Origin of the sequence: Marinobacter orientalis (genome assembly GCF_004792665.1) — a bacterium.
Classification (GTDB): domain Bacteria; phylum Pseudomonadota; class Gammaproteobacteria; order Pseudomonadales; family Oleiphilaceae; genus Marinobacter; species Marinobacter orientalis.
The window spans coordinates 956,637-970,238 of sequence record NZ_SRZX01000001.1 but is presented as its reverse complement, the minus strand read 5'-3'; the positions used below and the strand labels follow the sequence as shown (position 1 = coordinate 970,238).

Sequence of the window (13,602 nt, the reverse complement as noted above, 5' to 3'; positions counted from 1 at the left end):
ACGCGGGGTTAATTTCCCGGCTCGATTCCTCGGCCGGGATGGTCATGGGGCGAAGTAAAGTCTAGTTGTGCTCTGCAAACACCCTGGTCTGACCGCTCTCGTTAAACATCAGCACCTGGTAGTGATCTTTGCGGTCACCCATTTCCATGCCGGGGGAGCCCGCCGGCATGCCCGGTACCGCCAGGCCTTTGGCTTTCGGGGCATTCGCGATCAGGCGGTGAATGTCGTTGGCCGGAACGTGCCCTTCGATCACGTAATCACCGACAAACGCCGTGTGGCAACTGGCCAGTGACGGTGTCAGGCCGGCATCGATCTTGATGGGGTTCAGGTCGTTGGTTTCGGTCACTTCCACCTTGAAACCATTGTCCTCCAGATGATCCACCCAATCGGTGCAACAGCCGCAAGTGGGGGACTTGTAGACATGAATGTCTTTGAGCTCCTCTTCGGCCTGTAATTGGCTGCTCAGACCAACGGTGGCGACGAGGCCCAGGGCCAGCATGTGTTTTTTCATGACGTTACCTCAGTGATGTTGGCTGTGATCGTTGTCCGGTTTGCTGCCGTCGGAGGGCGATAGCCAGAACCACCAGACGATGGCGGCCATCAGGATCAGTCCTCCGGCATTGACCAGAAGTGTGCTCATTGGTTCCCCTCCCTGCCGGCGTTATTGCTGGTTCTGAAAAACCGCAGCCGGTTGGCGTTGGTGACCACCGTCACCGAGGACAGCGACATGGCGGCGCCGGCCAGTATCGGGCTCATCAACATTCCCCATACAGGGTATAACAGCCCGGCTGCGACCGGTATACCCATGGAGTTGTATATAAAAGCACCAAACAGGTTCTGGTGGATATTACGAACGGTGGCCCGCGATATCTCAATGGCATCGGCTACACCATGAAGTGAACCCCGCATCAGGGTGATACCGGCGCTTTCGATGGCGACATCGGTTCCGGTGCCAATGGCAAAGCCGACGTCCGCTGCGGCCAGGGCAGGCGCGTCGTTGATACCGTCGCCCACCATCGCTACGGTGTAGCCCTTGCCGCGCATTTCGCTGACGATGGTGGCCTTGTCTTCCGGCAACACCTCGGCGCGGTAATCGTCAATCCCGGTTTTCCGGGCGATGGCCCGGGCGGTGGCGTCCACGTCACCGGTCACCATCATCACCCGAATGCCGGCATCGTGCAGGCGGCGGATGGCGTCCCGCGAATCCTGTTTGATCGCGTCGGCAACGCCGATCACGCCCATGGCTCTTTCACCCAGTGCCAGGAACAGCGGCGTTCCGGCTTCGGAGGTAATGGTATCGGCCTCGTCCTGCAACCCGGACAGATCAACGCCCTCACCCTCCAGCCAGCGGCGATTGCCCAGGCGTAAAGGTTGACCGTCCAACTCGCCCTTTACGCCTTTGCCATTGAGGGCCTCGAATCCGGTAACATGTTCCGGGCTGGCGTCTTCTTCGCCGGCTTTTGCCATTATGGCTTCCGCCAACGGGTGTTCCGAGTGCTGCTCCAGGCCAGCGGCCAGGGCCAACAATCTGCCTTTATCGTCATCAGTGGCATGGAAACGGGTGACTACCGGATGGCCCCCGGTGATGGTGCCGGTCTTGTCCAGTATCACCAGGTCCAGTTTGCCGGCGGTCTGCAGGGCATCACCCTGGCGGATCAGGGCGCCATATTCCGCAGCCTTGCCGACACCCACCATCACTGACATTGGCGTTGCCAGGCCCAGGGCGCAGGGGCAGGCGATGATCAGCACGGTGGTGGCAGCGACCATCATGTGCACCACGGTCGGCTCCGGCCCGACGTTGTACCAGACCAGCGCGGCCACTACAGCTATCAGCATGACCGTGGGCACGAATACCGCGGAAATCTTGTCGGCGAGGCGCCCGATGGCAGGCTTGGAACCCTGGGCTTTCTTGACCAGGCGGATAATCTGGGCAAGGGCAGTTTCGCTGCCCACACGGGTGGCCCTGTATATAATCGAACCGTGAGTATTCAGGGTGCCCGCGGACACACCATCGCCCTCGCCCTTGCTGACGGGCATGGGTTCCCCGGTGAGCATGCTTTCATCGATGCGGGTAGTACCTTCGGAGATTTCCCCGTCCACCGGCAGTTTTTCGCCGGGACGGACACGGATACGGTCCCCGACCCGGACCTGTTCCACCGGCAGGTCCTGCTCTTCGCCATCACGGATAACCCGCGCGGTTTTTGCCCGCAGGTCCAGCAGCCGACGCACGGCTTCAGAGGTTTTGCCCTTGGCGCGAAGTTCCAGTGCCTGGCCCAGATTGATCAGGCCGATAATCATCGCCGAGGCTTCAAAATACACATGTCGCGCCATTTCCGGCAGCGCATCGGGGACACTGGCCACCACGATGGAATAGACCCAGGCAGTGCCGGTCCCCAGGGCAATCAGAGTGTCCATGTTGGCATTGTGATGGCGGAATGCCTTCCAGGCACCGGTGTAGAAGTGGCCACCAGTGGCAATCATCACACCCAGGGTCAGAATGCCCAGAGTAAGCCAGGTCATCTGGTTGTCCGGGGTGACCATCATGGTGTTGAAGCCCATGCCCCAGATCATCAGACCAAGACCCAGGCTCAGGCTGACAGCCATCTTCACCAACAGCGTCTTGTACTGCTTGCGATCCTGTTCCTGCCTGCGATCATCCGCCGCATCCGGGTCGTCGATCACGCTGGCCCCGTAGCCGGCACTTTCCACTGCTTTAATCAGCGTCTGCGGGTCGGCATGCCCGGTAGCCGTGGCAGTATTGTCGGCCAGGTTCATATGGGCCCCGGTGATCCCATCCACCGACTTCAGTGCCTTTTCAATGGTGTTCACACAGGAAGCGCAGGTAGCGCCGGTCACCGCCAGGTGAATCTGGTCGCCGTCAGCCGCAGAACCGGTTTTACCCGTTTCCTGTTCAGGCTCCTGCCGGATTTCAGTCTGGCCCTGATCTTTACCGGCATGGCAATGGTCACTCTGCGGAACCGGACCAGCGGCGGAAGACTCTGACTCCGTCAGGGGCGAGGCGGGGTAACCGGCCTCCGTGACAACACGGGCTGCTTCACCGGTATCAACGCCATCCGGCAGCGCAACCGTCTGCTCGTCCAGATTCACCTCAACCCGGTCGCCACTGCCGGTCAACGGCTCCAGAGCACCCCGAATCCTGCGAACGCAACCCTGACAGGATGCGCCGGATATCGACAGCGCAGGGTGTAACGCGGTTTTCTCATTCATCAGGCATCACTCCTCGGTGGCTGGCTCCGGGACTGATTCGTCCCAGTGTTCAATCAAACGGCAGATCGTATGGCCATCCGGCGTACCATCCGGCATGTCCTGCCAGGCAGAAAGCGCCGCCGTCATACGGTTGCGAAGCTGCTGCAGTTCGGCAATTTCACGCTCCACCTCCGCCAGCCGCTGCTGAAATACATCCCGGACCATGGGACAGGGAGAATGATGATCCTCCGCCTGTTCCAGAATCTGGCGGATTTCCGGTAGCGAGAATCCCAACTGACGTGCTTTGCGGGCAAACCGCAGCCTCCGCAGATCTTCAGCGTCGTACTGCTGGTAGTTGTTGTCCGGATTCCTCGTAGGTTTCAGTAACCCTTCCCGAGTGTAAAACCGGACGGTATCGGGGTTAACCCCCGCACCCATAGCGATGTCTTTAACTTTCATAACTCTGACGGCCATTCCCAATGTTCATCGAGTGAAGGGAAGACATCCTTTTCCGAAACTGTGCGGAGCCATGGATGGCAAAGCTCAAGCGCCACATGGATGGGCCGAAGGAGCGTGTTTCGGAAAAGGATGTCTTTCCTTCACGGATGGCACTCCACTTCGGATGCCACCCGCCATTGCACCAAGGATAGACTAAAACCTGTGAGCTACTCACAGGTCAAAGGTTTTTTCAGGAAGAGGAGTCTTTTGAGCGCAGGAACGTGCCACAGGCCTTGCACTGGTCCGGGGCCATCAGCTTGGCCTGCCAGCCGATTTTCTGGCCACAGGCAGGACATTCCAGACGCAATTGCAGGACGATGATAGGAGTGATCAATACCGCAATGAGAATCCCCAGCGGGCCCCAGCTGTCGTCGCTGGAAAGACCAAGCTGGCTGCTGAAAACCAGAATTATAATCAGCGCGAAGAACGCGAAAATAAAATAACGCTTGTTCCAGGTTTCCCATCGCCGCAAGCGGTCTTCCTGTTCCCTGGTCAGATATTTTGCACTCATAAGCCGGTACCTTGAAAACTGATACCCCTAATAGTGGTGATTCAAAGCCCCCATTTCAATCAGCTACCAACCGGCGTATCCAGATTCAGCAAACCGGCGCCCAGCGCCTTCTCCAGTTCGTCGGCGGGAATCGGTCGGCTGATCAGATAGCCCTGGATCAGATCGCAGCGGTGATCTTTCAGGAAGTTCAGTTGTTCCCGGGTTTCCACGCCTTCGGCCACCACCTGGATTCCCAGGTTATGGGCGAGATTGATCACTGCCCGGGTAATGACAGCATTGTCATGGCGCTCGGTGACATCGGTAATGAAGGAACGGTCGATTTTAAGCAGGTCCACCGGGAAATCCCGCAGGTAACCCAATGAGGAATAACCAACGCCGAAGTCATCGATGGCCAGGTGCACACCCAACTTATGGAGCTTTGAGAGCTGGTTGAGGTTGTGCTCGATGTTCTGGATGAAAATCTCTTCTGTCAGCTCCACTTCCAGCCGGTCTGCGGGAACACCGTGAGATTCCAGCGTATTCTGGATGTGGTCGACAATACTTTCGTCGTCCAGCTCGCGGCCTGACAGGTTTACTGCAATACGCAGGTTGGAAAACGGACTGTTCTGCCATTTTGCCAGCTGCCGGCAGGCCGCCATGACAACCCAGCGGCCGATATCGGTAATGCGTCCGCTTTCCTCCGCCAGGGGAATGAAGTCCACCGGTGGCAGAAGGCCGCGGCGGGGATGCTGCCAGCGGATCAGAGCTTCCACGCTGTTGATCGATGAGTCATTGAGATCCAGCTGGGGCTGGAAATAGAGCACAAATTCTTCCTCAGCGAGGGCATTGTCCAGATCTTTGTCCAGCTCCAGGCGCATGACTTCCCGGTTCTGCATGCCCTCGGTATAGAACTGATAGGTGTTACGGCCCTGTTCTTTGGCCCGGTACAGCGCCACGTCCGCATTACGCATCAGGGTATCGGCGTCGAGACCGCTCTGGGGATACACTGCTACGCCCATGGTAGCGGTGATGCCGTGCTTTTCGCCCTGGACATTAAAAGGCGCTTCAAAGCAATGCTTGATCTGGCCCAGCAGATTGATGATGTCGTCAATGTCTTCCACGTGCTGTTGGCGGATCATGAATTCGTCGCCGCCAGAGTAAGCGACCATGATCCTTTCATCGCTGAGAGCGTTCAGGCGTTCGGACACCCTGATCAGCAGTTCGTCCCCGAACTGGTGACCGAGCGAGTCGTTGAGCATCTGAAAGCGGTCGAGGTCGATCATCACCAGTGCTAACTGCCGCAGCTGCCGGTCGGCAATACTCATGGTATGGGCCAGGTCTTCCATGAAAAAGCGGCGGTTGGCCAGCCCGGTCAGTGTGTCAGTGGTTTCAAGCCTTACCAGGTCCTGCTGTACCGCCTGGCGCTGACCGATTTCTGCATCCAGCTCGCGCCGCGTTTTCAGTAACACCTGATTGCGTTTGAGAATCTGCTGCACCAGCAAGGTTGTGAGACTGACCAACAGTCCCATGCACAACATGACAACGAAGGTCACCAAGGGCCAGTTGTTACGCTGATCTCCCACCCAGGAAACAGAGGGGGTAACCTTCAGGGTCCAGTCCAGGGTCGGTAATTCGACGCGGACACTGCTGGAGAAGGAGGGATCCGTGGCCACCGAGGGATTCAAGGCATACGTGGGGCTACCATCGTCCAGTATATCAATGCGGAAGGACTCCAGTGCTCGCCGGGAAAACAGTTCTCGGGCAAGTGTTTCCATTCTGAAGACGCCGGCAATGAAACCGTTGTCGGTGACACCGGAGAGTATTGGTGCGTAGATAACCAGCCCTTTGCCACCCTGTTTCAGGTCAATAACGCCGGAAATGTCGAGGTTGCCGGTAGCCCTGGCTGTTTCCAGAGCCTGCCGGCGCTCCGGTGAGAAAGCGACGCTGTTGCCAATGGCCTCTTCGTTGCCCTGGTAGGGCTTTATCCAGCGGATTATGAAGTTCTCGTCAATCCATCCGATCGCCTGGTAGACACCAAAATCGGCCAGGTAGTTCTGGGCGTCCTGCGCCCATACTTCCCGGGATAGGTCCGGGGCGGCTTCCTGGCGTTTCGCCATTCGCCGAATGGCCGCGGCATGAACCAGAAATTCCCGCTCCAGGCGCTTGGCCATGGAGAGGGCCTCGTTGTCCAGATTGGACTGGATCTGGGCGTTATCCTGCCTTTCAATGCCGTATTGCAGAACCAGGGCGATACCCAGGAACACCAGGAGAATCAGCGCTGGAAATACCGGATTCAGCAAGCCCCTGACAAACAGGGATAGCGCTGACGCAGGTTTATCCACAAAGTGCTCCGGTTGGTGAACTCACTGAACAGGATATCGGCCGGATTCCCCCGATTATGAGGGATAAACGCGATGTTCTGTTACCGATTGTTGAATCCATGCCTGAGAGCGGACTACCGGCCTTCGCGAGGGGACGTTGCGGTTTGTGTCACAGGGGGTATGCCAAGGCGTGGAATTTCCTGCTTGGGGCATTTGTCCATGACAACAGTGATGCCTGCCTCTTCCGCCCGCAGTGCACCCTCTGCATTAATGACCCCGAGCTGCATCCAGATAACCGGTATTTGCTGTTTGATGGCGTCGTCTATGACGGGGTCGGTGCGGTCAGGGGCCAGAAAAAGATCTGCCATATCGACGGGAGTAGTGACAGAAGCGAGGTCCGGCCAGACGGTTTCACCGAGAACCGTCTTGCCTGCCAGTCTGGGATTTACCGGTATCACCCGGTACCCGCGCCCCTGCAGATAGGCCATCACTTCATGGCTGGGGCGGCTGGACTTGTCGCTGGCACCAACCAGGGCAATAGTGCGGACGGTTTCGAGTATTCTGCGTAGCTGTTCGGGATTGTTACGGGACATGCGGGTTACCGGTTTGTCAGGTGGCCCGGTGTGCCTCAAGGCGGACAGACACCGATTCCGCATAGCGTAACGCATGGGGCTTGTCGATTTCCACCTCGGCCCAGCTGACCGCCTGATGCTCCATAACAATGCAGAGCACTTCGTGGGTCAGCCGCTCCAGAAGGGCAAAACGGTTGCCTTCTACATGGCTGATGATCTGTTTGGTGATCGTGCGATAGTTCAGTGCCACACGGATATCGTTCTGGTTGATGGCGTCCGCCGCATTGTAGGTCAGCCGGACATTGATCAGCACGTCCTGCTGGTTGCTGATTTCCTCTTCCTTGATGCCGATATACGCGCGTAGCAGCAGATCCTTTATGCGCACGGTGGCTTGGTGGTTTCCGGTCACGGCAGTCATCTGGTCTCCAGGTTATCGATGGATATTCAGCGATCCCGAATCAGTGTCAGGAATTCAGTCCGTGTGGCCTGGGATTTCCTGAACTGGCCCAACATCACTGAGGTCTTCATACGTGAGTTCTGCTTTTCAACGCCGCGCATCATCATGCACATGTGCTGGGCTTCAATAACCACAGCGACACCCTTGGCTCCGGTGACCATTTCGACGGCCTCGGCAATTTCACGGGTGAGATTTTCCTGGATCTGCAGCCGGCGCGCATACATGTCAACAATGCGTGCAAACTTGGACAGCCCCAATACCTTGCCCTGAGGCAGGTAGGCAATATGGCATTTGCCGATAAACGGCAGCATGTGATGCTCACACATGCTGTAAAGCTCAATGTCCTGAACCACAACCATTTCATCCATGGAGGACTCGAAAACGGCATCGTTAACCAGGACATCGAGACTCTGTCGGTACCCCTGGGTGAGAAACTGCATGGCCTTCGCTGCCCGCAGAGGAGTGTTCTGCAGGCCCTCGCGGCCAGGATCTTCGCCCAGGCCGGCGATAATGTGCTGGAAATGGCTGGCCAGGTCGTCAAGCTTGTTGGTCATAGAGGCTTCCGGTGTTGGTGTCGGTTCAAAGGCGAAAGCTTAAGGGAATTTGCCAGTGTCCTCCAGATCTACGACTATCCGGTTTAATAAGACCACCCCCGGCAGCCCCCTGTTTGGCAAAATGCCTGTCCGGATATGGCGGCCCCGGCCCGTTTGATTTAGAGTTCCATTCTCGGGCAGGTTTCAGGGAACCGGAATGGAACAGGTGATACCAGGAGCGCAGGGCCTGACAGCTCAGGGCGCAATGAAAGGGACGCTGGAAGGCTGGCAGCAGAAGGGTAAATGGTTTTCCTACGGGGGGCACGCCATTTTCAGTCGCATGGCCGGGCAGGGCGATACTGTGGTGCTGCTTCATGGCTTTCCTACCGCCAGTTGGGACTGGAGCCGGCTGTGGCCAATGCTGGTGCAGCATCATTCGCTGCTGACCCTGGATATGCTGGGCTTTGGCTTCTCTGACAAGCCGGCACTGTATGATTACAGTATTGAAGACCAGGCAGATATGATCGAGGGGTGGCTTGCGGGCCTTGGCCTAAAAAATGTCAGCCTGTTAGCCCACGATTACGGATGCAGTGTGGCCCAGGAACTGTTGGCTCGTGACCAGGAAGGGGTATTGCCATTTGCCATCACCCGCGTCGGCTTTCTCAACGGGGCGCTTTTCCCGGAGGTACACAACCCCCTGCTGATACAGAAGCTGCTGGGTAGTCCATTGGGAGGGCTGATCAGCCGGGGTCTGACCCGCGGTGTGTTCGAGCGGAGTTTCCGGCGTCTGTTCGCGCCCGATAACGCGCCCGGCCAGGAGGACATGGATGATTTCTGGTATCTGCTGACCTACAACAATGGCCGTGGCATCCTGCACAACCTGATTCATTTCATGGAAGAACGCCGCTGTCACCGCCATCGCTGGGTGGGCGCGCTGCAGAATGCGAAGCAGCCGATGAGATTGATCTCCGGTGTGGCGGACCCCGTTTCCGGAGCCGCAATGGCCAGGCGTTATCGTGAGCTCATATCCGATGCCGACGTAGTCGGTCTGCGCAATGTCGGCCACTACCCGCATTTCGAGAGTGCAGCAGAGGTTTATCGGGCCTGGCGGGATTTTTGCCGGCAAACGAAGTAGCCAGGCGCAACACTGGCGCTGGCGTCAATCGGGATGCTGCGCCTATGGCTGCCCGGCCTGCAGTTAGATAAACTCGCTGGCTCTGATCAAGGAGCCGCTATGACCGCTGTCCACACCCGTCCGCCTGCGCTGACCATTCGCGCCGGCAACCGCGCCCTGGCGCGGTTGCAGAAGCAACCTTTTACTGCAGCCGATGTGCATGTTGTGCCCGGAGCGGCGGGTGGCCCCAAGGCGCTGGGTATTTCCGGCCTCGACAAGGCAATATTCGGCGACTTTCTGCCGCAGAAGCCACAGGTGCGTTCGCTTATTGGCTCTTCGATCGGAAGCTGGCGGTTTGCAGCGGTAGCGTCAACGGACGATCCCGGGGCACAACTGGCCCGGCTGGCAGATCTTTACACCGATCAGCGTTTCGCCAAGGGTGTCAGCATGGCTGAAGTCAGCCGCAAGAGTGTGCTGTTCCTGGAAGAATTACTGGCCGGCTGTGAGGAGCACATCCTCAATCATCCCTGGTATCGCCTGAATATTGTCGTGGTCCGCAGCCGCGGCATGCTGGAGCACGATACCAGGGGCCGCCTCGGCCTGGCGCTGATGAACACCATCAGCGCCAATATGGTCAGTCGCCGCCACCTGGGCCGCTTTATGGAGCGCGCCATCATCCACGACGCCCGGCAGAAAGCCCCCCTGGGCAAACTGGTGGACTTCCCCAGCCATGAAATAGCCCTGAGCCGCGACAACCTGATGCCGGCGCTGCTGGCTTCGGCGTCCATTCCCATGGTGATGTCCGGCGTTCGCAACATCCCCGGCGCACCGGATGGACTCTACCGCGACGGTGGCCTGCTGGACTATCACCTGGATCTGCCCTACAAACAGCCTGGCGTGATTCTCTATCCCCACTTCACCGATAAGGTCGTTCCCGGCTGGTTCGACAAGACCCTGCCCTGGCGCCGGGGTGATGCCACCCGGCTGCAGGACGTGCTGCTGGTGTCGCCGTCTCCCCAATATCTGGAGACGCTCCCCGACAAAAAGCTGCCGGACCGCAAGGATTTCGAACACTACCTTGGTGACGACGCCGGCCGTGAGCGTGCCTGGCGCAAGGCCATTGCGGAGAGTGACCGCCTCGGCGACGAGTTCATGGAACTGGTGGAGTCCGGCCGCCTGAAAGACGTGTTGCGGCCACTTGATGGGAAGCGCTGATAACGCGGGTGGGTTTTATTGGATTCTGGCCTTTGGGCCTGGGGGAGGCATCGGTGCAGGGCACCTGTTCCAAACACGCCCGTAAATACGTCCCTGTAGGGCTCGGTCGCGCCATCCCTGGCGCTCCACGGTTTGGCACAGGTGCCCCGCACCGATGCTCGCAGCTTACGGATAACGCGATCTTTCCTGGTAGCGGTCCGCACGGGCTTGTAGCGTGTCTGGCAAGGCCCCTCCCAATGCCAGCCTGCACCAGAAAAGCAGGCCAGGAACGCGGCAACACTCAGTACATTGACTATACTGCCCAGGAATGTCGAAAAAATAACCAGGGATTATCCGATGACTGATGAGAAACCAGTAGTAGCCAGTACCACGCCCTATTCCGTTTTAGTGGAGGCCGGCACGAACTATTTGTGGTGCGCCTGTGGCCGTAGCGAGAGTCAGCCTTTCTGCGACGGCTCCCACAAGGGGACCGGCTTTACGCCGGTGAAATACACCGCCGAGAAGGAAGAAAAGGTGACATTCTGTGGCTGCAAACACACCGGAACACCACCGCTGTGTGATGGCACCCATAAGACCCTCAGTCAGGACTGAGCCTGGCGGGCCGAGCCGTAGATCAGCAGAAATACTGAAAACGCAGTAACCACCACCGACGGACCGGCGGGCGTATCAAGGTGCCAGGACAGCGTCAGCCCACCGCTAACGGCAACAAAACCGAATACGATGGCCAGCCCCACCATGTGCTCGGGGTTGTGTGCCAGTCGCCGGGCGGTGGCGGCGGGAATAATCAGTAATGCGGTGATCAGCAGTACCCCGACAATCTTCATGGCAACGGCGATGACGATCGAAAACATCAGCATCAGTGCCAGCCGCAGGCGTTCTACCGGCACACCTTCAACCCTCGCCAGCTCTTCGTGAATGGTGCTCATCAGCAGGCCACGCCAAAGCACGGTGAGTAACCCCAGAATCAGCGCCGCACCGCCGTAGATCCAGAGCAGGTCCCGGCGACTCATGGCGAGCAGGTCGCCGAACAGCAGGCCGGTCAGATCCACCCTGATGTCCGGCATGAAGCTGAGGGTCACCAGGCCAATGGCGAGTGCACTGTGGGCCAGAATTCCCAGCAGGGTATCGGTGGCAAGAGTCTTGCTGCGGGAGAACAGAACCAGAGCCACGGCCAGCACCACGCAGGTGATGATCACACCCAGGTTGACGGGCACGCTGATCAGAAAACTCAGGGCAATGCCCAGCAGCGCGGAATGGGCCAGGGTATCTCCGAAGTAGGCCATGCGCCGCCACACCACGAAACAGCCCAGCGGCCCGGCCACCAGGGCTACCCCAAGCCCGCCAATCAGTGCCCGCCAGAAAAAGTCCCCGAGCACGGCATCAATGATGGGCATGGGAGCACTCCCTGTGGCCATCGTCCTCGCCGGATACAACATCACCGTGGAGATCGTGGCTGTGATTGTGGTGGTGATGGTATACCGCCAGGCTTTCCGCTACCGGTTGTCCGAAGGTTTCAATGAAGGCCGGGTCGTGCGAGATATCGGCCGGGTAACCACTGCAGCACACGTGCTGGTTAAGGCAGATAACCCGGTCGGTGGCTGCCATAACCAGGTGCAGGTCGTGGGAGATCATTATCACGCCGCAGTTCAGATCGTCCCGCACGCTCCGGATCAGATCATAGAGTGCTGCCTGGCCGTTTATATCCACGCCCTGGGCGGGTTCATCCAGCACCAGCAGGTCCGGTCTTCGCGCCAGTGCCCGGGCCAGCAGCAATCGCTGCTTCTCGCCACCGGACAGGTGGTGAACCGAGGCATTGAACAGGTGCTCAATGCCGGTCTTTGCCAGCGCATCAAGGCACTGCTTTTGCGGACGACCGCTGAGCAGCATAAAGCGTTTCACGCTGATAGGCAGTGTGCTTTCAAGGGTCAGATGCTGGGGAACGTAGCCAATGGTCAGCCCGGGAGTCATGCTCAGGGAGCCGCCAGAGATTGGTTGTATGCCCAGTACCGCCTTGATGAGCGTCGTCTTGCCAGCGCCATTCGGACCAATAATGGTGATGATATCGCCCCGCCGGACGCGTAAATCCACGTGATCAACCACAGGCCGGTCATCAAATCTGACGGTTAACCGTTTCAGTTCGACCAGCGCTTCATCTGTCATGGGCAGGTTCCGGTACACAGCGCGGGCAGTAGCCTGCCACCTCAATGGTCACGTCATCCGGCTGGAAGGATTGCTCCGCAGCCGCCAGTGTTACTGCATTGGATACGCCCGGCGCGGTCAGTTCCAGGACATTGCCGCAGGTATGGCAGATCAGGAACATACCGTTATGACGTTCACCCGCATGAGTGCAGCCGATAAAAGCATTGAGGGAGGCGATCCTGTGCACCAGACCGTGCTGTTGAAGGAAGTCGAGGGCACGATAGACGGTTGGCGGCGCGGCGTTATGGCCGTCTTCTGCCAGAACCGCGAGAACGTCATAGGCGCCAAGGGGTTTGTGGGATTGCCAGATCAATTCCAGTACCCGCTCGCGGGTTGGTGTCAGGCGGGCATTATGCTGCTGACAGATAGACCTGGCCTCAGCCAGTGCCTGTGCAACACAAACCTCGTGGTTATGGGGGCGATAGGGAAGAGCGCTGGATGACATGGGCACTGGCCTGCGGAATTTGCAACATTATAACATTAGCAAAAAACAGTGCCACGTCTGTGTCGAATTCAGCGTGATGGTTCAGCTAGCGGGATGCTTCCACCGCCAGGGACTCAAGGTAGCCCAGATCCGGGATAATGGCGGTTTCGCCGTCCACTTCCACCACCATCAGGTCCGCGGGGCCGGTCTCGCCTTCCACTTTTTTCAGCTGATCTTCAGTCAGGCGTGTCTGGCTGGGAATGCCCTGGGTAACCAGGGCCATGAAGGGCACCGAATTGTGGTGGTCTCCGATGGTGTTCAGCACCACAATGCGCCCCCGATTGCCACCGGGGACTATGAGCTTGCCGCCGTTGGCTGCATCGTAGGAGATAACCGGCAGGTTCAGGCCACGCCAGTCCAATTCACCGACCAGCCATTCCGGTGTATTGGCTGCCGGGTCGGAACTGGCGAAATCCACAACCTCCGCTATCGAAACGTTCGGTAACAGCAGTTGTTTTCCGCTCATGGGAATCATAACGCAGGGCAGGGTCTGGCTGTTGTCGTTCATTACT

Annotated in this window: 15 protein-coding genes; 3 read left to right on the top strand and 12 right to left on the bottom strand. The window is 58.4% G+C overall.

The features are described 5' to 3' along the window. Positions 1-61: 61 nt before the first annotated feature. The 8 genes from DIT72_RS04585 to folE all read right to left on the bottom strand — a co-directional run bounded on the left by DIT72_RS04585 (position 62) and on the right by folE (position 8,099). Entirely contained in the window at positions 62-511 is a 450-nt protein-coding gene (locus DIT72_RS04585) for a DUF411 domain-containing protein (protein ID WP_135953996.1), read from the bottom strand. 125 nt (positions 512-636) lie between these two features. After that, positions 637-3,228: a heavy metal translocating P-type ATPase gene (locus DIT72_RS04580; RefSeq protein ID WP_135953995.1), complete on the bottom strand. Its 2,592-nt coding sequence runs from the start codon at positions 3,226-3,228 to the stop codon at positions 637-639. Positions 3,229-3,234: 6 nt separating this feature from the next. Then, entirely contained in the window at positions 3,235-3,666 is a 432-nt protein-coding gene (locus DIT72_RS04575) for a MerR family transcriptional regulator (protein ID WP_135953994.1), read from the bottom strand. Positions 3,667-3,895: 229 nt separating this feature from the next. Beyond that, positions 3,896-4,216, bottom strand: coding sequence for a hypothetical protein (locus DIT72_RS04570; protein WP_135953993.1), 321 nt, complete (start codon positions 4,214-4,216; stop codon positions 3,896-3,898). A 59-nt stretch (positions 4,217-4,275) separates the two neighbouring features. After that, positions 4,276-6,537 carry a putative bifunctional diguanylate cyclase/phosphodiesterase gene (locus DIT72_RS04565; protein ID WP_135953992.1) on the bottom strand — a complete coding sequence of 754 codons (2,262 nt, stop codon included), beginning with the start codon at positions 6,535-6,537 and terminating at the stop codon, positions 4,276-4,278. 113 nt (positions 6,538-6,650) lie between these two features. Continuing rightward, positions 6,651-7,109, bottom strand: coding sequence for a CoA-binding protein (locus DIT72_RS04560; protein ID WP_135953991.1), 459 nt, complete (start codon positions 7,107-7,109; stop codon positions 6,651-6,653). A 16-nt stretch (positions 7,110-7,125) separates the two neighbouring features. Further along, a complete protein-coding gene (gene folX, locus DIT72_RS04555) occupies positions 7,126-7,506 on the bottom strand; it encodes a dihydroneopterin triphosphate 2'-epimerase (protein ID WP_135953990.1) in 381 nt (126 codons plus the stop codon). A 26-nt stretch (positions 7,507-7,532) separates the two neighbouring features. Continuing rightward, the gene (gene folE / locus DIT72_RS04550; RefSeq protein ID WP_135953989.1) at positions 7,533-8,099 is read right to left on the bottom strand and encodes a GTP cyclohydrolase I FolE; all 567 of its coding nucleotides are present in this window, start codon (positions 8,097-8,099) and stop codon (positions 7,533-7,535) included. Between the two features lie 196 nt (positions 8,100-8,295). Here folE and DIT72_RS04545 point away from each other — a divergent pair, with 196 nt between their 5' ends. From DIT72_RS04545 to DIT72_RS04535, 3 genes are all read left to right on the top strand, one after another. Then, positions 8,296-9,213 (top strand): alpha/beta fold hydrolase, encoded by a 918-nt coding sequence (locus DIT72_RS04545; protein ID WP_135953988.1) that lies wholly within the window; start codon positions 8,296-8,298, stop codon positions 9,211-9,213. Between the two features lie 99 nt (positions 9,214-9,312). Next, complete coding sequence (locus tag DIT72_RS04540; protein ID WP_135953987.1) at positions 9,313-10,407, top strand: patatin-like phospholipase family protein; 1,095 nt, start codon at positions 9,313-9,315, stop codon at positions 10,405-10,407. A 336-nt stretch (positions 10,408-10,743) separates the two neighbouring features. Further along, positions 10,744-10,998 carry a CDGSH iron-sulfur domain-containing protein gene (locus tag DIT72_RS04535; RefSeq protein WP_135953986.1) on the top strand — a complete coding sequence of 85 codons (255 nt, stop codon included), beginning with the start codon at positions 10,744-10,746 and terminating at the stop codon, positions 10,996-10,998. Here DIT72_RS04535 and znuB read toward each other — a convergent pair. The 4 genes from znuB to DIT72_RS04515 form a co-directional block, all read right to left on the bottom strand. After that, the gene (znuB, locus tag DIT72_RS04530) at positions 10,989-11,801 is read right to left on the bottom strand and encodes a zinc ABC transporter permease subunit ZnuB (RefSeq protein WP_135953985.1); all 813 of its coding nucleotides are present in this window, start codon (positions 11,799-11,801) and stop codon (positions 10,989-10,991) included. The two genes, DIT72_RS04535 and znuB, sit on opposite strands and share 10 nt — an antisense overlap. After that, positions 11,788-12,567 (bottom strand): zinc ABC transporter ATP-binding protein ZnuC, encoded by a 780-nt coding sequence (znuC, locus tag DIT72_RS04525; RefSeq protein WP_135953984.1) that lies wholly within the window; start codon positions 12,565-12,567, stop codon positions 11,788-11,790. Before znuC ends, znuB begins: the two co-directional genes overlap by 14 nt. Further along, the gene (locus DIT72_RS04520) at positions 12,557-13,051 is read right to left on the bottom strand and encodes a Fur family transcriptional regulator (protein WP_135953983.1); all 495 of its coding nucleotides are present in this window, start codon (positions 13,049-13,051) and stop codon (positions 12,557-12,559) included. The genes znuC and DIT72_RS04520 overlap by 11 nt, the downstream gene beginning before the upstream one ends. Before the next feature lie 85 nt (positions 13,052-13,136). After that, positions 13,137-13,598: a chemotaxis protein CheW gene (locus DIT72_RS04515; RefSeq protein WP_135953982.1), complete on the bottom strand. Its 462-nt coding sequence runs from the start codon at positions 13,596-13,598 to the stop codon at positions 13,137-13,139. Positions 13,599-13,602: the final 4 nt, after the last annotated feature.